Raw genomic sequence first — 20,629 nt, 5'->3', positions numbered from 1 at the left:
ACGGAAAGTTGTTATCGACAGAGCAACAAATTGTTGACTGCCAATAGGAATCCTTATTCTTTAAAAGTTGGTTGGACAGGTGTCAAAACACCTGTCCATTATTTGTTCTTGATTACGGACTTGTTCGCGGACAGTCCTTACCGATTAGTGCGCGCCAGCACCGCCGGTGTCGCTACCGTGGTTCTGCAGATATTTCAGCAGAGTACGCTCTTCGGTTTTGCTCAAGCGGTAATACGCGCTCATCGCTTTCAGGCTCGAAATCCAGCCATTCGCTGTGAAGTGGCCTGGTGCTGGTGCTGCGTGGCAAGAGTTACAAGAAGAGGAGTACATTTCAGATGCATAGTCCCAAACCGGATCAATGCTCTCTAACATGCCGTCTTTGGTGATGTAGGCATTCACCGCAACTTGCTTCCAAGCAATATTGGTTGCTGCATCAACTTCTTCTGAAATCACGGTTTCAGTCGTTTTCACGTCACCACGAATGGTCGCTTTGAATACACGTTTACCCATGTACTCGGTCATGACGCGGCCTTTACCGTTGGTTTCGATCCAACCTTGAATGCGCACTTTCAGCATGTCGCCTTCTTCGCCAACGACATCAACTTCAGAAGCCGGCAGCAGTTGACCTTCCACTTTGCCATTGGCATCGGCGGTGGCGAACAGGCTCTTCTCTTCCAGCGAGTAAAGCTTCGTCGCACCAGCAGGGGCAATAGCAGAGGCTGCAAGTGTTTCGAATGTCTTACGGAAACCGCCTGCCATGTTTGGCAGTTCATGGGCAATACCCTTGTGACACTCAACACACGCCATGTTTTCTTTTGCAGCAGGGATCATCTCTTGCATCGCTTTAACCGATTGCTTGCTGTGATCCATTGCGTCGTAAGAGTGACAAGTCGTACAGGTTTTGTAGTTCTCGTCAGCCATGCGATCCCAGACTTTCTGGGCGAGTTCAAGGCGATGTTCCTCAAACTGTTCAGGGGTATCGATTTTGCCAGTGATAAAGTGGTGATATAGGTCTGTCACTGCGCCCATTTTACGCATGACTTTGCCGGCGAAATCTTTTGGCTGGTGGCAGTCAACACACTCAGCGCGAATACCTTTCGCATTGCTGAAATGGACAGATTGTTTATATTCTTCGTAGTTCTGCTGCATGGTGTGACATGACGTACAAAACTCCGTGGTAGAGAACACCTCAAAGGTTTTGTTCATCGTGACCACACCTGCGACCGCAATGACGGCACCGACCAGAACCAGCGCAATGATTGGATACTTGCGACTCGGCTTCATCAGCTTTTGCAATAGCTTTTTCATAAAAATGGATACACCCATAATGTTCTTGTAGTTAGTGATGGGCCATTCCCTGAAACGTGTTCGGAAACCCAGCCTGCGCACTTTATCTACGTGTTTTGATGCGTTATTTCGAGTGGCGCATAGTAACGATTGGATGTGAATATGGTTACGCACCAAAATGAACGGGTTTGTTCGTATTATGAAAGGATGTGTACAGGTGGCTGAAAAGTGTAGTGATGCGAGTGTTATGTGCTTCTAAATCCGCTAAATATGCAGAATATGGTGGGTAACTCGCAAAAAATTAATCACCGACTATTAATCCTGTGCTGATTGCGATCTGAAAAATATGCAACAACCATGAGATAAATCAATTTTAGGGTTACCTTTGCTGGTACAGTGCCCGCCTTCATGACGATTTGTGAACAGGGCTGCATTGAGTTATCACATACTGGTCGTAGATGACGAAGTGGTTACCCGCACTATGGTGGGGGGATACTTCGAAAAACAAGGATATAGTGTCAGTCAGGCCGCTGACGGCAAGGAAATGCATAAGATTATGAATGAACGGCACGTTGACCTTGTCCTTTTGGACATCAACTTGCCGGGTGAAGACGGATTGATGTTAACGCGAGATCTTCGTAGTAAATCCGATGTGGGCATTATTTTGATCACTGCGCGCACCGATAGCATCGATCGTATCGTCGGCCTAGAAATGGGCGCGGATGACTACTGCACCAAACCGTTAGAGCTCAGAGAGCTATTGGTACGGGTGAGGAATTTGCTTTGGCGTATATCTCGCAGCAATACTGCAATGCTTGTCGAGAGTTTGCCGCCAGAAAATGATAAAATCGTTAACTTCAGCGGTTGGACCTTCGACATTGAACGCCGTGCTCTCAGCAGAGAAGACGATACGGTCAAGTTAACCAAGGCCGAATATGAAATGCTGGTGGCGTTTACTGCTAACCCAAATCGGGTATTGAGCCGCGAGCGTATTTTGAACCTTATTAGCCATCGCGTTGATGCGCCGAACGACAGAACCGTTGATGTGCTGGTTCGGCGTCTAAGAAACAAAATAGAAGCAGAACCCAAGAAACCACAGTTGTTTATTACTGTGCATGGTGAAGGTTACATGTTCGCAGGGCGATAAACGTCTCTGCGATCCGAGAGAGCTATGAATTACATTCCCTTTGAAGAATACAAACGTAAGTGGATTTTCACTCATCAGTCGATGCCTGTTGCGGAAGAAGACTACGCGGAAATTAAACCGATGACGGAAGCGCGTGGCGCGCAACTGTGGCGAGATTTCGTGAGCACCGAGAGCCCAACCCCCGATCATTTTGGCAAAGGCGATTGGGCGGCGACACAAAGTGTGTGGGAAAGCAGCGTGAACTGGCAGGCACCATGGGAAGATGAAGCGGAACTCCCTGAAGAGTTTCTTGCGCATTTCCCTTGGGAAGACAATGTGGTGGTTTATTTTTGCTATGAAAAAAATAACGTCATCGAAACGCGCTGGAGTGTGTTTAAGAAATATTGGAAGAACTTCCTGTTCTACGATGACAAACCCTTGTTGATTGGACGTAAGAATAAACAAGTGGCGATGTTTGAACAAAATGGCATTGTGAAACTTGGTAACAGACCTTAGTTGCTAGTCAGCTTTTCCCATTTACACATTGTCTATGTCGACTGTTGTTACTGTGACAGAAAACACAGGTGAATGTAGATGAATAGCGGTGCTTAGAAGTGCATAGCGCTAAACAGAAAAAAGCAGAAGCAACGAGGCTTCTGCTTTTTTTGTGCTTAGCATCTTGGTGAGCGACAAATAGAGTGGTCAGGGAAGCGGTTTAAAGCGTAATAATTTCATTCCCAGATAGTTCGCCGCGCTCGAAATACGCCAAGTTCGACAACGTGGTTTCTGCAATATTACCCAAGGCCTCTTCCGTTAAAAAAGCTTGATGTCCCGTAAAAAGCACATTGTGGCAGGCAGAGAGACGCCGAAAGATATCATCCTGAATCACGTCATTCGACTTGTCTTCAAAAAACAGATCCTGTTCATTTTCGTACACATCTATGCCTAGAAAACCAATTCTTCGGCTTTTCAATGCGTCAATGGCGTCTTTAGAGTTCAATAACCCCCCGCGGCTTGTGTTAATGATCATCACACCATCGCGCATTCTTTCAAACGCGGCCTGGTCAAGCATGTGATAGTTTTCATCGGTTAACGGGCAGTGCAAGGTAATCACATCTGCTGCGTTATAGAGTTCATCCAATGACACGTATTCTGCACCCAGAGCGATAGCTTTTGGGTTTTCAAAGGGATCATGAACCAAGAGTTTCATGCCCAGTCCTCTGAGAATGCGCAATGTCGCTATGCCGATTTTTCCTGTGCCTATTACGCCAACGGTACGGTTGTGAAAGTTGAAGCCAGTGAGCCCTTCAAGGTTAAAGTTAGCATCACGTGTGCGTTGATAGGCGCGATGAATATGCCGATTAAGGCTTAACATCAGCCCCACCGTATGCTCGGCGATAGATTCTGGGGAATACGCGGGTACACGGACAACTTGTAAGCCGAGCGCTTTAGCTGCTGTAAGGTCGACTTTATCAAAACCTGCACACCGCATCGCAATCACTTTCACGCCATGTTTAACCAGTTCCTCCAATATCTCCGCGTTTAAGTCGTCGTTGACGAATGCGCAAATGGCCTCAAACCCCGCGAGAAGTTGTGCTGTTTGAGTGGTCAACCTGAAATCAAAATAACTGATCTCGTGATGGAAGTTTTCGTTCCATGTGTCGAAAGACTGCTTGTCGTAAGATTTGGTGCTAAAAACGGCCACCCTCATGGTTGGACTCTCTCTTTGCTATTGTGATGTGCTATTTAAAAACCATGGCTGACTCGCGACATTCGTTCAATGCCCGATAATGGGATTTCACTCAATTAGTGCCCAGTTTGTCTTTCACATTTAAATTGCCTTTTGGCGTGAAACTTGCAATTGTTTTTGACATTGCCACAGGCTAAAAACGAATAAGAAAAGGGACTTAGCATGAAGAGGGTACTTGGGGTCGTAACGATATTGTTGGTGTTGAGTGGTTGCTCTTACGTGCCAACATATGGCGTGCACGGAAAGTTGTTATCGACAGAGCAACAAATTGTTGACTGCCAATACGAAACGGCACTCGATACGTTGCAGCGATTTACCGTGGTGGGCAGTTCGAAAGAAAAAGCGCGGGCATTTGAGTTCATGGGTGTGGTGTATCAAGAAAAAATGGATTTAGAAGCTTTCAACCATACTGTCGACCGTTATTTGTTTAACTCGGTAGGGCGTGGCGAGGATCGTGCTGTTGTTATTCAAAACTGGAATGAAACGCGACGATATATTCGTGAAAAGCGCGTTTATGTACTTGGGCAAGCCGAATGCGCGACCAATTTTGTGACATCGGGCTGATACCAAGATCTCATTTATCTGTGATCTTGTTTCCACCCTTTAATGTGGATCGCATTTTTAATGCATCTCACTAATAGATAAAGGAACTTTATTAATTACCTCACAGTTTTCTTATTCATCAAGTACTAAATTAGTCCTGCGTTCAAAATCAGTCAGTAATGCTGGCCGCCACTTATAGACTGATTTTCAACCACAACGACTTTCATTTCTTTCTGGTTTGGTTGTATAAACTGAAGGAAATAAATGAGAGGGCGGAACTCTAAATCCGCCAGTAAAAACACGAGGAAAACCAGTGTCGGTATTGGCCTATTGACGCTGGTTTTTTTCATTTCTGCCGTTTGTGATTTTCCGAAGCTGAAGCCAAAGAAAAAGCGGCAATGATCAGCCGCTTTTTTGCTCAGATTATCCGATTACGAATTGCGATAGGGCTTACCTGCTTTTTCCATCACACCCGCATACTCTTTGAAGATCTCGACCACGCGTTTGTTACGTGGGCTGGTTTCTGCAACTTCGTCCCAGAACTTGTAAGCTTCAACTTCCACTTGGCGCCACTCTTCATCTGGAATGGTGGTTAGCTGCATTTTAGTGCCTTGGGTTCTAAGCTTGGCTTCGCCGCCCCAGTACCAATGCTGACGATAGTAGTGGGATGTATCCATCATCATATTGAATAATACTTTCAGGTGTTCTGGCAGGGCGTCCCAACGCTCCGAGTTGGCAAAGAACGAGCCGCACCATGCCCCAGAAATATTGTTGGTTAAGAAGTAGTTAGTCACATCTGCCCAGCCGACGGTGTAATCTTCTGTAATGCCTGACCATGCAATGCCGTCCAGTTCGCCTGTTTGTACGGCAACTTCTACGTCTTCCCATGGCAGAGTGACGGGAATAACACCGAAGCGTGACAGGAATCGGCCTGCGGTTGGGAAGGTGAAAATACGTTTACCTTTCAAATCCGCCAGACTGTTAATGGGTTCAACAGTGGCAAAGTGGCAGGGGTCCCAAGAGCCGGCACTTAGCCACGTGACACCTTTCACTTCGTCATAAGCTTCTTTCCAGATCTCCTTTAAACCGTACTCTTCAAAAAGCACAGGCACATCGAGGCTGTATCTTGTTGCGAAGGGGAAATACCCACCAAACACGGCAATGTCCACGGGTGCAGCGATTGAGTCATCGTCACTTTGTACAGCGTCGATGGTTCCTCTTTGCATTGCGCGGAACAACTCACCCGTTGGGACAAGCTGGTCGGCGAAATACAACTCGATCACCATCTCGCCATTGGCTGCAAGGTTAAAGGCATCAACAGCGGGTTTGATTACGTGTTCTGCTAGTGCTGGCCCAGCATAGGTTTGCAAACGCCAACGAATAGGTTCTTTGGCGGAAACTACGGCAGGTGCGCCCAATATTGCCGTTGCACTGCCCGCACTAACTATCCCTGCTTTCTTCAAAAAATCGCGTCTATTGCTCATAGCGGTGTCCTTTTCACGTCTAAGTTAGATGTTGCGTTTTTAGGTCTTACATTCTTGCTTGTCTCACTTTTGAGTTTAGAACTGGTTTCAATTATCGGCTGTAATGCCATTCAGGAAGCCACAATGCGACCTGAGGGAAAATCATCACAATGGCTAACGCGCACATCATGATGATGACAAAGGGAATGATGGAGCGATAAATATCAGTGAGCGACACCTCTGGAGGCGCCATTGCTCGCATCAGGAAGAGGTTGTAGCCAAATGGCGGCGTCATGTAGGCAATCTGACAAGTGATGGTGTAAAGCACGCCATACCAAATCAAATCGAAGCCGAGTAGTTTCACCAGAGGCACGTATAGCGGCGCGACAATCACCAGCATGGCGGTGTCATCAAGGAATGTACCCATGATGAGATAAGAAAGTTGCATCAAGATAAGAATTTCCCAAGGCGTTAAACCCAGTCTCTCAACGAACAAACCTTCTATTGCTTTGACTGCACCAAGGCCATCAAACACGGCACCAAAACACAGCGCGGCGAGAATAATCCACATGAACATGCAGCTAATGGCGAGGGTTTTGCGCAGGGTATTTTCTATCACTTCTTTCGTCATGCGACGCTTGATAATGGCCGCGACCGTCGCCGATAACGCACCAACCGCAGAGCTTTCCACCAAGCTGGTGACGCCCATGAGAAAGAGGCCAGTCATGGAGAAGAAAATAGCCAGCGGCAACACACCTGCGCGCAGTAATTTAAGTTTCTCTGCCATGGGTACATTGCGTTCTTCTTCTGAAAGCGCAGGACCAAGTTGGGGTTGAAGCTTGCAGCGGATAACGATGTACAACACGAACATGGCGGCCATGAGTAAACCTGGGAACACGCCTGCCAGCCAAAGCTGCCCAACAGGTTGTCGCGCGATCATGCCATATAGCACGAGTACCACGCTTGGGGGAACGAGTATCCCAAGAGAGCTACCAGCTTGAATAACCCCTGTGACCATGATCTTGTCATAGCCTCGCCGAAGCAGCTCGGGAAGGGCGATACTGGCACCGATGGCCATGCCCGCCACACTTAGGCCATTCATGGCGGAAATGGCGACCATCAACAAAATGGTGCCGATAGCTAGCCCACCATGGATGGGGCCCATCCAAACATGGAACATTTTGTACAAATCTTCTGCGATACCAGACTCGGACAGCATGTAGCCCATATAGATAAATAGCGGCAATGTGAGCAGCGGATACCACTTCATCAGTTTCATTGCGGCGCCAAAAGCGATTTCAGACCCGCCATCTCCCCACAGAAATAATGCGGCGATTACCGCGACAGAGCCGATGGCGGCAAACACGCGTTGACCTGTTAGCAGCATCAGCATCATGGAAGAAAACATCAGCAGTGCGATTAATTCATAGCTCATTGCGCGTCTCCTTCTGCGGATCTACGGGCGGATCGAGAGGGGCGCGCAGTTTGGCGATGTCTTTGAGCATGACGGCGGTGGCCTGCAAGATCATAAGGAAGATACTCACGCACATAGTGATTTTGATGGGGGACATATAAGGACGCCATGCAGAGTAGCTGCGTTCGCTATATTCCAACGCATACGAGGTGCTGGAAATGCCCCCGTAGAGTAATACGCCAAGATAGAAGAGAAGGAAAAACACGGTGACACAATCCACCAAGGTTTTAGTGCGAGGCGACCAGCTTCCATAGAGTAAATCCATACGAACATGGCTATTGAGCTGCATGGAGTAAGGGCCACCCAGCATGTAGTAAGCCACCATGACAAACTGTGCCATTTCGAGTGTCCACAGAGATGGGAAAAAGAAGGTTTTGGTGACAGACGAATACACGAGAATGCCGAGCATCAGAAAAATGAGATACATGGCGAATCGACCGACATAGTAGTTAATCGATTCTACAAATCTCACATAAGCCGCCAATGGTGAGGGAAGGTACGCCAGTGTGTCATCGGCTTCTTCGCGGGTAGAGTCCATGAATCATGTCCTTATGATTATCACTCGCTACTGGGTTAGTTTTTTGCTGCTTGATGCAAAAAATTCAATAGCCATCGGGTGACGTTTTCGCTGTCCGACGTTTGGGTCAGTGATGCTTGACCGTTATCGATGACAGCTTCGGGAATGCGATCGCGCCTTGCTTCCATTAAATCGAAGGAGTAGGCACGGCTGAATTCAGGGTGTCCTTGAATGGCAAGAAAGTGGTTGTCCACGGTGAACATACCGATGGGACAAAATTCACTTCCTGCTAGGTTTTTACCTTTGTCTGGCAGAGTGACGACCTGGTCTTGATGGCTGACCACCAAGGAAAAATCGTTGCCGTCTGAATCAATCCAATCTTGTTTTGTATTGAGTTGACTGGTGGCAATACCGACGCCCCAACCCCGTTCAGAACGTGCGACTTCGCCGCCCAATGCTCTGGCCATCATTTGATGACCAAAACAAATGCCCACCGTTGGCTTTCCTTGCGTAAAAAGGGTGCGAACAAAGGCCTCAAAGGTTTTGATCCACGGTAAGTCGTCATAAACGCTATAGCGACTGCCGGAAATAATGTAGCCATCGCAGTCATCAATGTTTTTCGGATAATTTCCATCGATGACGCGATAAAATTGCAGCGATAAACTCGGGTCCGCACGCAGCAAAATGGCGGCAAACATATCGGGATAATTGTTATGTACTGGCTGAAGTTCAGCCTTTACATCGTCACAGAGTAAAATGCCAACCTGCATAAATCCTCGCTATACGCCATTTCCGTTCACAGCATCTGAGAACAACTGGCTGTATTGCGTGGCGGTAAATGAAATGGGGTTGCCGCCCGCTGAAGGATCATGCAATGCCATGCTTCCGACCAACTCGGCGTCTTCATCTGAGAGGCCAATCTCTGCCAATGTGTGAGGAATACCCACAGATTTTCTCAATGCCAGTACCCAATTCAGCACAGTGTCTGTGCCGGATTCTTGTATGTCGAGATCAAGGTAGCGAGCCAGTCGTGTCATTTTTTCTTCGATTTGTTCGCGGTTGGCATTGAGTACATATGGCATCAAAATGGCGTTCAGCAAACCATGGTGACTGTTATATAGCGCGCCAAGGCTGTGGGCGATGGCGTGCATCGCACCCAGACCTTTTTGAAAGGCCGTCGCTCCCATGCTTGATGCCACTAACATTTGGGTACGGGCTTCTATATCTGCGCCATTTTCGACGGCTATCGGCAAAAAGTTTTTGACCAAGCGAATGCCTTCAATCGCAATCCCTTCTGCCATTGGGTGATAGAACGGCGAGCACAAGCCTTCAAGATTGTGAGAGAGGGCGTCCATTCCAGTAGCTGCAGTAATATGTGCAGGCAAACCAACCGTCAGTGTTGGATCCAGAATCACCTGTTGTGGCACCATGGCGGGATGGAAAATGATGATTTTTCTCTTCTCCTGCTCATTGGTGATTACGGACGCGCGGCCGACTTCTGAGCCAGTGCCTGCAGTGGTAGGAATTGCGACCACTGGCGCAATTCTTTCTTCGTTAGCGAGCATCCAGTTATCGCCCACGTCTTCAAAATCCCACAATGAGCGTGATTGCTGCGCAGACAGCGCAATAGCTTTAGCGCAATCGAGTGCGGAACCACCACCAAAGGCGATCACGCCGTCATGATTTCCTGCAATGAATGCGCGATTTCCATCTTCAACATTTTGGCCGGTTGGGTTGCCTTGAATGTCGCTAAACAATGTGGCCTCAAAGCCTGATTGCTGACAAAGCGTCATCACTTGTTTTGTCATGGGTAGAGCGGCAATACCGGGATCGGTGACCAGCAGTGGTCTGCGCATTCCCGCCTTCTGACAGGCGTCCGGCAGATTTTCTAACGCGCCTTCACCAACCACCATGGCGGTTGGGTAATTCCAAGATGAAATGCTCATGGTTTGCTCCTAAACGCGCTTGAAGTGAAAAGATTTTGGCCGAGTCAGTTGCTCGAAGCCTATTTGCGAGAGTGTGCAGCCACGTCCGCTGTTTTTTACGCCAACCCAAGCCAATGCGGGGTCAAGGTAATCACAGCGATTTAAAAATACGGTGCCAGCATCAACGCGATCTGCCCATTGCTCGCCTTGCGCTTCGTCTTGGGTAAAAATTGCCGCCGTTAAGCCAAATTCACTGTCATTCATTAAGCGAATTGCTTCGTCGTCGGTTTTAACTTTCTGTATACCAAGCACGGGGCCGAAGGTTTCTTCAGTCATGACACGCATGGAATGATCAACGTTGATTAACAACTGAGGCGCAAGATAGGGCGTACCCAATTGGTCAGCAGGGAAGTCGGCTGCATCAATCAGTCCTTTCGCGCCTTGGGCAATGGCTTCGGCTGTTTGTCCGCGCACAAAATCTGCGGATGCTGTTCTGACGAGTGGACCTAAGTTGGTTTTCGGGTCATCGGGACGACCAAGTTGGTATTGTTTGACCAGATCAATGGATTGGCTGACGACATCGTCATAAACACTTTCATGAACGTACAAGCGCTCCATGCCACAGCATGATTGGCCTGAATTAAAGAAAGCGCCATCAATCACGGTGTCTACCGCATTTTTGATATCGGCGTCGTGACGAATATATGCAGGGTCTTTGCCACCCAACTCTAGGCCAGTACTGATAAATCGACCGGCAACCGCACGCTCAACTACCTTGCCGCCCGGCACTGAGCCAGTAAATGCAATGTGTCGAATGCTTTCTTGTTGCATAACGGTTTCGGTATCTGCGTGGGAGAGATGCAAATATTGGAAGACACCTTCGGGAATGCCTGCTTCTATAAACGCGGCGACCATACGTTCTGCGCACAGTGGTGTTTGTGCAGAATGCTTGAGAACAACGGTATTGCCCGCTAGCAACGCAGGTACAATTGCATTCACCGCGGTGAGATAGGGATAATTCCAAGGCGCAATCACGAAGACGGTGCCAAGTGGAACGCGCTTGATGTAGCGACGAAACCCTTGTTTTTCTGGGAGCATGATCGGTGCAAGCGCTTCTGGCGCAATCTTGATCATGTGTGTGGCGCGTTCTTCAAAGCCGGCCACTTCGCCCTTGGTGTAGGCAATGGGACGTCCCATCATCCAGCTCACTTCTTCTGCAATCGCATCTTGGTTAGCCACAAAGCACGCCACGGCTTTTTGACAAATGGCTTGTCTTGCTTCTAGTGGTAATGATTGCCAGTGCGTTTGCGCCGTTTGCGCTTTGTCTAAAGTATCGTTGATCTGCGCCGAATTCGCGTAAGGGCGTTCGACATATACACTGCCATCAACCGGTGTGATTGTTTGAAAACGTTCCATGTTTAGCACCTAGATAATTTCGAAATAACGGTCTAATTCCCAATCTGTCACGTGTTTGCGGAACTCTCTTTCTTCCCATTCTCGTGAGGCAGCAAAGTGTTCAACAAAGGCTTCTCCTAGCATGGATTTGGCGGCATCTGAGTGTTTGAATGACTGCGCTGCTTCCCAAAGCGTACGAGGGAGCTGAAGTTCCTGTGGATGCGTCATTTCATACGCATTACCGATGATGCGGTCATAAGGTTCGAGTTTGTGTTCAATGCCATACAGACCGGAGGCCAGCGCTGCAGCGAGTGCGAGGTAAGGGTTCGCGTCTGCTGCGCCTAGACGATATTCAATGCGCTGAGATTTTTCAGAACCAGGAATAACACGTAGTGACGTGGTGCGGTTTTCAACGCCCCAGGTTGCATCGGTCGGTGCCCAAAAGCCGGGGATCATGCGTGAATAGCTGTTAATCGAAGGTGCAATCATGCACAAAAACTGTGGCATGAGGCGCTGCTGTCCTGCCAAAAAGTGGCGCTGGATATCACTCATGTTCAGTTCAGCATCTGGCGCATAGAACGCGTTTTTCCCACTGGTTTTGTCTCGCAGCGAAATGTGAATGTGACCGCTTTGACCGGGGTAATCGTTACTCCACTTCGCCATAAAGGTCGCCATCATGTCGTTTTTCTGCGCGAGCACCTTCATGTAGGTTTTGAACAACGCCGCTTTGTCGGCTGCATTGAGTGCGGAGTCATAGGCGAGCGCCGCTTCGATCACGCCAGGGCCTGTTTCTGAGTGAATGCCTTCAATGGGGAAATCCATGGATTCACTCATGGCGAGAATGGCTTTATACAAACCGGAATAGGTTGAATTACGAATCATTGAATAGCCGAACCAATCGGGCGTGATGGTTTTGAGGTTTCGGAAACCTTTCTCACGCACTGACTGAGGCGTTTCATCGAAGATAAAGAATTCGTATTCGAGCGCAGCGTAGGCGTCAAAGCCCATTGCTTCGGCTTTATCGAGTACGCGTCTGAGGGTTGCTCGTGGGCACACGGCTTCAGCCGCGCCTGAAAATTCTGCGATAAACAACACCATGCCGTCTTCATCGAGCACTTCACGGCAGGTTTCAGGCAAGATCCGTGCAGGGGCATCAGGATAGCCTGTGTGCCAGCCTGTGAATTTCACGTTGTCATAAAGCTGGTCTTTAACATCCCAGCCTAAAACCACATCACAAAAAGCAAAGCCGCCGTCTAAAGATGAGAAGAATTTCTCTTTCGACATGTACTTACCGCGCATGACGCCATCGTTATCGAAAAGTCCCACTTTGACATGAGTGAGTTTTCTCTCTTCGACGATGTGCTTTGCGTCAGCGATTGTTTTTACTTCGCGCGCTTCCATTCCCGCTCCTATTTTTGCCAATATCATGCTGCCGAACGGCTCGATAAACGCTGTTTCGTTACTGAATCCAACTTATGGCTTACTGATCAACGATAGTAGACGCGGCCAGAACCACGGGCTTTACCTTCAGAGTCTGGCGTTCGGTAACGGACTAATGAAATTAAGGTAGGAGAGGATGCAAAGAAACTGCCACAACAATCACGTTAAGTAAGGCAGCACTATAAGCAATACTAATAGTAGGTCGTGGCGTTAGACGGTTGAGTATCGACCAATGCGGATTTTCCCATCCAGCCATGGGTGATCTTGTCGAATTTTGGTTAAGTAGTGCTGGCGAAGTATTTTGCAGCTGTCATTCGCCAATGTTTCTGGAAGATTACCCAATTCGTTTCTACGCGCGATTAAAGTCAGGTATCTAAAAAATGTGTCTTTTTCAGGTAATGGTAAGCACGTGATTTGCTGTCGGAATAGCTCGCCTTGCATCAAACACAATGGGGTAGTGAGCGCCCAACCAAGACCTTGCGCTACGGCGGATAAAACCGCATAAGTATTGTCTAGTTGCATACGGTCGGGAGCGTCTAACCCCTGTTGATGTAGGTAGGTTTCAATCGATTGACCAATAAGGCTTTGTTCGCTATAGCGAACCATGTCTAAATGTTTGCTCATGGCGGGTAATGAAGTACATAAATCGGGGAATCTTTCGTGAAACTGTCGAGGTATGACTAAAACGAAGGGTTCTTTGAGAATTTGGCAACGTCTGAGGTTATCTTGTTTTTCGAGCACATCATCAGAAATGATAATATCAATACTGCGACTCAGTAGCCCTTGCTGGTGGAGATGGGAGTAACCCGTCATCATGGTCCAGTTTTCAGTGTGCTTTTTAATGACCTCAATCAGCGGTTGTCCGACGGTCGCCGCGAGTGAATCAACCATGGCGATTCTGACCAAATGTAAGCTGTCGAAACTGCCTTTGGTGACTTCATGCTGCGTTTTGTAAGCTTGCTCTAAAAGATGCACGGACTGATCATAAAAGTAACGACCCGCGACAGTAAGCTCTATAGGGCGCACACTGCGATCAAGTAATTTTACCCCAAGGTTGGTTTCTAGGTTGGCCAATATCTGTGATACCGCCGATTGTGACATGTTGAGTTGAGACGCCGTTGCCGTCATGTTGCCGCTTTTTGCCGTAGTGACAAACACATCCAGTGCTTTTAGTTCAAATCCCAGTGGCTGCATCTTCACTTCTCCTGCGTGACTCATTCCTTGTCGTGCTGCTGGATATAAGCGTAGCAATCAAGGCGAAAGCGAGGTGTTTTTTCAGTGAGTTAGCTATCGCAAAAATGAAAAAGCCGCGCAAGGCGGCAATGTCGATTGGTCATTTATCAGTGTTTGAAAACGACGACAATATTAGCCAAGAATACGTCGCGTCATCGCCATCAGTTCTGGGTGGGCAAGCGTGCTTTGTTTGGCGATATCGCGCTGCTCATCGAGTACATCTTGTAAGATCGCTTTTGTTGTGAGCGGGTTAGCCAGTACCACGCGAAATACATGCGTAGAACGTCTATCAAGGTAGTTTGGTGTCAAGGTGGTGCGCGACACAAAATTCTGTCCCGCTTCGCGTTGTCGTTTTTGAATGAAAACCGTCAGATCGTTAAGTCGTTTATGAATGGCATCTTTTTGATCGGGTGTCGCAATAGCGAAAGCGCGGCGAACATCTTCTGGTACATAGCGATAAGTCAGCAAACACAGTTCGGGTTCACTGATCAGCTCAAAGTCAGGCTGCTCCGCAATCAGGTTGGCAAAGTAGTTCGCTTTCTCAACACTTTGGTCGATCAACAATTCATAACCTTGTCGGCCAATAATATTGAGGCTGGCAAATAGTAGCATGGCCATTCCGCCACGCGACCCTTCTAGCGTATGGCTGCCTAAATCTTTTGAGCCTTTGCGCAAAATGTAATCAGCATGGTGTTCAATGGCTGACACCAGTGAAGGGTCTTTGAATATCACCATGCCCGCGCCCATGGGCACGTACATTTGTTTGTGTGCATCAATGGTGACGGAGTCTGCGCGTTCAATGCCGTTTAACTTAGGGCGTTGATTGTTGGACAGCAAGCTCGCACCACCCCAAGCCGCATCAACATGAAAGTGCATACCTTCACGCTCGGCAATATCTGCCATGGCATTTAATGGGTCGATGTTGCCTGTTTCGGTTGTGCCTGCCACGCCAACCAGCGCGAAAGGTTTAATATTCTTCGCTTTCAGCGTTTCAACGGTTTCTTCCAATTTGTCGATACGAATGCGGTTGTGCTCGTCTGTTGGCACTGCGATCAGTGATTCGCGACCGATACCCAACACATCTGCAGATTTTTTCAGGGAGTAATGGCCGCGTTCTGACACGATAATGGCCAGATCGTCATAACCATAGTGCTTCATTGCACGGAAAAGACCTTCTTCCGCGACACCTTTGAAATCAGCGTTTGCTTTTAGGGCTTCGTTTCGGGCTACCCAAAGTGCCGTGATGTTGGCGATTGTACCGCCTGAACAAAATGCGCCTAACGAGTGTTCGGCGCTGTGCATCCAATTGTCATAGAAAGGCTTGTCAAGCTGATAAATAAGATTATGCAGCATGCCTAGAACTTGGCGCTCTAACGGGGTAAATGCCTTTGACGTTTCAATTTTCACCGTGTTCTGATTGAGCGCAATCATGATCTTGGAGAGCGGCATCAGGAAGTAAGGGAGTGCTGATGTCATATGTCCAATAAAGCGAGGAGAAGACGTATGGACTGATTGCGCAACCAGTTTTTCCAGCAAAAACTCGGTGTGGTCTGACACGAATGAAGGTTGTTCAGGCACATTGGCATCACTGAAGTCTTTTTCTATTTCAGTCAGTGAGTAATCGGTAGCAATAATATGATCTTGCAAGAAACGGTTAAGATTTTGCGAGATTGCTTGCTCGATAGTGCCCAAGGTTGAATGGGGGGCTTCCGGCACAGTGAAAATGCGGTGAAGGCTCTTGAGTGACGCTTCTGCCTTCTTTTTCTCATTTACCATTTTGGGATGCTTACTTAAAAATTGATCTACTTGGGTTGCGCGATACTACATGACTGCGAAAACACGGCGAAACATATTATGAGTATGGCGTTGTATATTCTGGTGTCATTACACAGAAAAGGGAGTTCACATTGAACTGCCTTTTCTGTGGTACGTGATTAAGACTGCTTATCACATTGGGTTTCCGCCAGATTCTTCATCTCATTGTTGTAGCGTTCAAGCGGTACTTTGATTTCTTTCGGTTGGCTGAGCAAGTCCGCCAATGCAGAACGAAGGTCATAGTTACCTTGGTGAGCTTGTCCTTGACGGAATTCGAACACTTTTTTCGCAGCGTCTGCCAGCACACCGGATGAATTGCTCAATGTTTTGATGTCTTCTTGGGTCAAGTTCAACCAAGATTCCACAGGTGCATCAAAGTTAAGCTTGCTTGGATCATTCTCTACATAATAATCAAAGGCTTCATCATTTAACATGAAGTGGTTTCGGCGGCCTTCGAGGAACCAGTTTGCAACATCGTCTAGCTTGGGATCTTTCTTGATCGTCAGATCAACCAGACTCTCGTACCATGAAATCGAAGCGTTTACATAGTTATGATATTTCTGAGTAGCGCATAGAGGATCAATCTGATTGATGTCCTTGGCGACAGCAATTCCTGGAAGAAGAGTAGCTAAAAGAAGCAGGGCTGAACGACTCATATCGCAAATCCTTTTTAGTCGAAGGTAATAGCCGTGAAGAACGGCTTATTTTTATAATTGTCATGGTAATGGTATACCCAAACTTCCTCAAGGTGCATGTTTCATCGAGAAAATTTCAGGGCACACTCATTGAGCGACTTGGGTGACATTTTAAATAATATTATCCCCGTACACTGTCGCCATGCGTTTTCTTACCCGCTGAGTGGGTAGTAGTGGGAGTAGCAATGGCACTGTGTTCGCGTTTGTAACACCAGGTAGGATGCTTAAAGTTTGTCTGCTAACACTGCCGCGCGAATATGACGCATAGTTTCGTCGATATTAACTTCATCGTCATTGTAATAGCGTGAAATAACATCAAAAAGGGCGACTTGAGAGGCTCGGCCTATTGCCATGTTGTGTGACAAACTGGCGACCAAATTATCGGTCGCTGCTGCACGCAAAAATGCTTGCATGGCATCTTGTGCACAGGGGTCGAAACGGGTCATGTTGATATCAACACGCACAGGGATTGAACCTTTACTTAGGTTAAATTCCTCTTGAAAGTCGGGTTCTAGGATAAGCTTTGCCAACTCTTTCTGAGACGCTGTTTGTTGTGGGTCACTGCTTTTGAAAAACACAAAGCTGTCGATGTTAAAAGAAAACTGATTGGCAGTTCCGGGCGCGGGTATACACACAAAGTCTTTACCTGAGACTTTGTTGGCGGCGAGGAACTCTCCTTTGGCCCAGTCGCCCATCATCTGCATGGCAGCTTTCCCTTCGATGACCAGTGACGTGGTATCACTCCAATTTCTTCCGGGGCTATCAGCGTCGGTATATTGCTTCATTCGACGCAGCGTCAGCAATGTCTCGCGCATTTTTTCACCCGTGAGCAAGTCCGAATTGTGTTCACTAAATGCTTTGCGGAAATCATCAGTACCCATTATGGCCAAGGCAATGGATTCAAATAAGGTGGTTTCTTGCCAGGCTTCGCTTCCTAGCGCGAGTGGAATGAAGCCTGCTGCTTTGATTTTTTCAGCGGCAATAAAAAATTCATCCATTGATTGTGGTAATTCAGCGCCTGCTTGTGCAAACACGTCAGGATTCGCCCAAAGCCAATTGACGCGATGAATATTGAAAGGGGCAGCAACATAATGACCATCGACTTTCAGGTAGTCAGAGACGCGAGCGGGCACCAGTTCATTCCAACGCTGTTCTTCGGCCACATCATCAATGTTAACGAGAAAGCCTAGCTCTCCCCATTCTTGAATTTCGGGGCCTTTAATTTGTGCCACATCCGGTGGGTTGCCTGATAACGCCCGAGTGCGAAGTGTATTGATGGCGCTTTCTCCCGCACGACCTGCGACGGCGAAATCTTTCCACTTATGGCCTTTTTCTTTCATCATATCTTTTAGCGCGTTGACCGCCAGCGCTTCGCCACCACTTGTCCACCAGTGCAGCACTTCCACTTCGTTATTCGTCTTGGAGGGTAGACCGCTTATATCTGGGGTTTTATTGATATCTTCATGAGTGTCTGAGGCGACAGGGAAAGCGAGGCTCAGTGCGAGAATTAAAGGCAAGAATCTCATTGGTCTACCTTCGGGAACGCGATATCAATTTGAAGGCCGCCAGTGGCGCGGTTGGATAAGATAAGCTCTCCGCCATGCGCACGAATGATATTTTTAGCAATGCCCAAGCCAAGGCCTGTTCCATGAAGGTCTGTATGCAGCCGGAAATACGGGTCAAACACCTTTTTGAGAAACTCCTCGGGAATACCAGGGCCATTGTCGAGCAAGGTGATATCAAGTGACTTGTCATTGTCATGCACGTAGACGATGACTTCGTCGCCATATTTCACCCCGTTGTCGATAAGGTTAGTTAAACAGCGCTTAAATGCGAGCGGTTTGCAACTGAAAGGCAGCTTCTGTTCGCCACGAATAATGACGCGTTGGCGTTGTTGATTATGGATTTCAGCGATACTGGTGATGATTTTCAACACATCGATTTGGGAGACATTTTCATGGATGTCGGTGTCTTTTACCGTTTGCAACGCACCTTTCACCATGATTTCGAGTTCATCCAAATCTTTATTGATTTTGGCGGCTTGCACTTCGTCATCTATCAGTTCAGCGCGCAGGCGAAGTCGGGTAATTGGCGTTTTTAAATCGTGTGAAATCGCGCCAAATAATTTCTCCCTGTCATGCATGTAGCGTTGCATGCGCTTTTGCATCAGGTTAAAGGCGCGAGTCACTGTGGTGATCTCACTGGCGCCTTCTTCTACCAGCTCAGGTTGTTCTATGTCTGTGCTTAAGCGGTTGGCGGCTTGCGCCAAACGTTTAAGAGGACGGGTCTGGTTGCGGATTAAAGTAAAAGTAAACACCAATAGTAGGGTGGTAATTGCAAACAAGAATACAATTTGGTCGGCGTTGACTAAGTCATTTCCTAACGTGATATATGGCGCTGGCAACACTGCGGCAATGTAGACCCACTGGTCTTTGGTTAGCTCGATTTGTACCACCAAAATTGGCGGATTCAGTGGCTCCAAGCTTAGGGTATGGTGGGCCCATGATTTAGGAAGATCGGAAAGCAGTAAGCTGTTATTTAGTACGCGGAGCGTTTCAGGACGAGAGAATTCAACATGAATGGCATCGACCTTTGGTAGCTCTTTTCGCAGCACCTCTTCAATTGTTTTCACCGCTTCGCGTTTAGCAAAACTTTCTTCGACAGGCACGATGTGGATTTCTTCCGTGTTAAATGAGACGAAGAAACGCGCCCCCCCCATATTTCGCAGCTGGTCGAGAGCAATATGGCGGTATTCAACCGGCAGAGATTGAAAGAATGTTGTCGTGGAGGCAAACATCTGCGCCATGCTTTCTGACGCGGATTTTAAGCCGTCGACTTCGCGTTGCTTCGATTGGGTATACCAGTAAAAACTGGCAATACTCTGCGCGAGGATGACGGACAGCACCGTTAAGATCAGCGTTCGTGAGAGCAGCGAACGCGGCCAGAAGTATTGTTTAAGATTCATACGTGATATCTGCAACGAAAATGTATCCGTTGCCGCGCACCGTTTTTATGATCGTGGATTGACGGCCGTTGTCTTTCAGACGCTGGCGAAGACGACTGACTTGCACATCAATTCCTCGCTCTTGTGGTTGCGCTTCTCGGCCTCGCGTTGCGTTAGAAATCGCATTGCGATCCAACATAGTGTGCGGGTTTTCGATAAACAGCATCAGCAGTGCAAAATCGGCAGATGTCATTTCAACATCTTGGCCTGTGACCTGATGGTTGAGACGTTGAGTAACAGGGTCAAGTCGCCATTGCGCAAAGCGAATTGCTTTTGGCTTCGACATTGTTGTTTCTTGTAGCTGCTGTGTGCGGCGAAGCAAGGCGCGAATTCGCGCGATAAGTTGTCTAGGACTAAACGGCTTGGCAATGTAATCGTCCGCCCCGAGTTCTAGCCCAATGATCTGATCCATTTCATCGGATACCGCGGTGAGCATAATGATCGGGACACTGGAATCTTGACGAACGTATTTACACAGCGTAAAGCCGTCATCACCCGGTAGCATGACATCGAGAAGAATAAGGTCGGGGTACTGCACAGCAAGCTTGGCTTTCATTTCTTGTCCGTTTTGCGCCGTTGTGACGCTATAGCCGGATTTTGACAAGTATTCCTGAAGCAGTTCGCGGATTTCTAAATCGTCATCCACCACTAGGATCCGCTTCTGATTAACCATTGAAGGTGTACCTCTTATTCTTCTTCGTAAGCCACGTATTATCTTAGAGAATAAGGGGGAGTGCTAGCGCGAAACACGCAAATTAAGGAGTTAGTGACGAAACAAATTAGGCTTGATGAAGGACTGAACGGTGATGGGCTGTGAAAAAAACGCAGACTTTACGGGCAGATTTAATGGCTTGATGTCTAGCAAAAATCAGCTTTTGCCCATTTTTTAACCGACGTGAAAATATTTTTAACATTTTTTATTTCTGGTCATATTCGGCCTACTCGCAATATGCATCAGATTG

18 protein-coding genes are annotated in these 20,629 nt (G+C 47.7%); 3 read left to right on the top strand and 15 right to left on the bottom strand.

The genetic code is table 11. From position 1 onward, the window contains the following. Nucleotides 1-144: 144 nt before the first annotated feature. Complete coding sequence (gene torC, locus A1OO_RS18340) at nucleotides 145-1,308, bottom strand: pentaheme c-type cytochrome TorC (RefSeq protein WP_026023944.1); 1,164 nt, start codon at nucleotides 1,306-1,308, stop codon at nucleotides 145-147. A gap of 412 nt (nucleotides 1,309-1,720) precedes the next feature. Between torC and torR the strand changes: the two genes are divergently transcribed. Next, nucleotides 1,721-2,434 carry a two-component system response regulator TorR gene (gene torR, locus A1OO_RS18335; protein WP_026023943.1) on the top strand — a complete coding sequence of 238 codons (714 nt, stop codon included), beginning with the start codon at nucleotides 1,721-1,723 and terminating at the stop codon, nucleotides 2,432-2,434. A gap of 24 nt (nucleotides 2,435-2,458) precedes the next feature. Next, a complete protein-coding gene (locus A1OO_RS18330; RefSeq protein WP_016958267.1) occupies nucleotides 2,459-2,929 on the top strand; it encodes a DUF2947 domain-containing protein in 471 nt (156 codons plus the stop codon). Nucleotides 2,930-3,128: 199 nt separating this feature from the next. Here the strand turns inward: A1OO_RS18330 and A1OO_RS18325 are convergent, their stop codons facing one another. Next, nucleotides 3,129-4,124: a 2-hydroxyacid dehydrogenase gene (locus A1OO_RS18325; protein ID WP_016958266.1), complete on the bottom strand. Its 996-nt coding sequence runs from the start codon at nucleotides 4,122-4,124 to the stop codon at nucleotides 3,129-3,131. A 201-nt stretch (nucleotides 4,125-4,325) separates the two neighbouring features. Between A1OO_RS18325 and A1OO_RS18320 the strand changes: the two genes are divergently transcribed. Further along, nucleotides 4,326-4,727, top strand: a complete 402-nt coding sequence (locus A1OO_RS18320) for a hypothetical protein (RefSeq protein ID WP_016958265.1) — start codon at nucleotides 4,326-4,328, stop codon at nucleotides 4,725-4,727. Between the two features lie 410 nt (nucleotides 4,728-5,137). On the opposite strand, the gene A1OO_RS18315 is transcribed toward A1OO_RS18320, so the two are convergent. The 13 genes from A1OO_RS18315 to A1OO_RS18255 form a co-directional block, all read right to left on the bottom strand. Next, complete coding sequence (locus tag A1OO_RS18315; RefSeq protein ID WP_016958263.1) at nucleotides 5,138-6,190, bottom strand: TRAP transporter substrate-binding protein; 1,053 nt, start codon at nucleotides 6,188-6,190, stop codon at nucleotides 5,138-5,140. Nucleotides 6,191-6,281: 91 nt separating this feature from the next. Beyond that, the gene (locus tag A1OO_RS18310) at nucleotides 6,282-7,604 is read right to left on the bottom strand and encodes a TRAP transporter large permease (RefSeq protein WP_016958262.1); all 1,323 of its coding nucleotides are present in this window, start codon (nucleotides 7,602-7,604) and stop codon (nucleotides 6,282-6,284) included. Next, on the bottom strand, nucleotides 7,594-8,181 hold the full coding sequence (locus tag A1OO_RS18305) for a TRAP transporter small permease subunit (RefSeq protein ID WP_017003998.1): 588 nt from the start codon (nucleotides 8,179-8,181) through the stop codon (nucleotides 7,594-7,596). The genes A1OO_RS18310 and A1OO_RS18305 overlap by 11 nt, the downstream gene beginning before the upstream one ends. Before the next feature lie 35 nt (nucleotides 8,182-8,216). Continuing rightward, on the bottom strand, nucleotides 8,217-8,930 hold the full coding sequence (locus tag A1OO_RS18300) for a GMP synthase (protein ID WP_017003997.1): 714 nt from the start codon (nucleotides 8,928-8,930) through the stop codon (nucleotides 8,217-8,219). A 9-nt stretch (nucleotides 8,931-8,939) separates the two neighbouring features. Next, nucleotides 8,940-10,106, bottom strand: coding sequence for an iron-containing alcohol dehydrogenase (locus A1OO_RS18295; RefSeq protein WP_017003996.1), 1,167 nt, complete (start codon nucleotides 10,104-10,106; stop codon nucleotides 8,940-8,942). Between the two features lie 9 nt (nucleotides 10,107-10,115). Continuing rightward, a complete protein-coding gene (locus A1OO_RS18290; protein WP_017003995.1) occupies nucleotides 10,116-11,501 on the bottom strand; it encodes an aldehyde dehydrogenase family protein in 1,386 nt (461 codons plus the stop codon). A gap of 9 nt (nucleotides 11,502-11,510) precedes the next feature. Then, complete coding sequence (locus A1OO_RS18285; protein WP_016958257.1) at nucleotides 11,511-12,881, bottom strand: glutamine synthetase family protein; 1,371 nt, start codon at nucleotides 12,879-12,881, stop codon at nucleotides 11,511-11,513. Nucleotides 12,882-13,130: 249 nt separating this feature from the next. Continuing rightward, nucleotides 13,131-14,138 (bottom strand): LysR family transcriptional regulator, encoded by a 1,008-nt coding sequence (locus A1OO_RS18280; RefSeq protein WP_241819174.1) that lies wholly within the window; start codon nucleotides 14,136-14,138, stop codon nucleotides 13,131-13,133. A gap of 147 nt (nucleotides 14,139-14,285) precedes the next feature. Continuing rightward, nucleotides 14,286-15,929 carry a pyridoxal-dependent aspartate 1-decarboxylase PanP gene (panP, locus tag A1OO_RS18275; RefSeq protein ID WP_017003993.1) on the bottom strand — a complete coding sequence of 548 codons (1,644 nt, stop codon included), beginning with the start codon at nucleotides 15,927-15,929 and terminating at the stop codon, nucleotides 14,286-14,288. A gap of 158 nt (nucleotides 15,930-16,087) precedes the next feature. Next, nucleotides 16,088-16,624: a hypothetical protein gene (locus A1OO_RS18270; protein ID WP_016958254.1), complete on the bottom strand. Its 537-nt coding sequence runs from the start codon at nucleotides 16,622-16,624 to the stop codon at nucleotides 16,088-16,090. Nucleotides 16,625-16,887: 263 nt separating this feature from the next. Then, nucleotides 16,888-18,189: an ABC transporter substrate-binding protein gene (locus tag A1OO_RS18265; RefSeq protein ID WP_017003992.1), complete on the bottom strand. Its 1,302-nt coding sequence runs from the start codon at nucleotides 18,187-18,189 to the stop codon at nucleotides 16,888-16,890. Then, on the bottom strand, nucleotides 18,186-19,628 hold the full coding sequence (locus A1OO_RS18260; protein ID WP_016958252.1) for an ATP-binding protein: 1,443 nt from the start codon (nucleotides 19,626-19,628) through the stop codon (nucleotides 18,186-18,188). Before A1OO_RS18260 ends, A1OO_RS18265 begins: the two co-directional genes overlap by 4 nt. Continuing rightward, entirely contained in the window at nucleotides 19,618-20,340 is a 723-nt protein-coding gene (locus A1OO_RS18255; protein WP_016958251.1) for a response regulator, read from the bottom strand. Before A1OO_RS18255 ends, A1OO_RS18260 begins: the two co-directional genes overlap by 11 nt. Nucleotides 20,341-20,629: the final 289 nt, after the last annotated feature.

Source organism: Enterovibrio norvegicus FF-33, from assembly GCF_000286835.2.
In the GTDB taxonomy this organism is placed as follows: domain Bacteria; phylum Pseudomonadota; class Gammaproteobacteria; order Enterobacterales; family Vibrionaceae; genus Enterovibrio; species Enterovibrio norvegicus_A.
The sequence above is the reverse complement of the archived record's forward strand: the minus strand, read 5'-3'. Positions and strand labels throughout refer to the sequence as shown.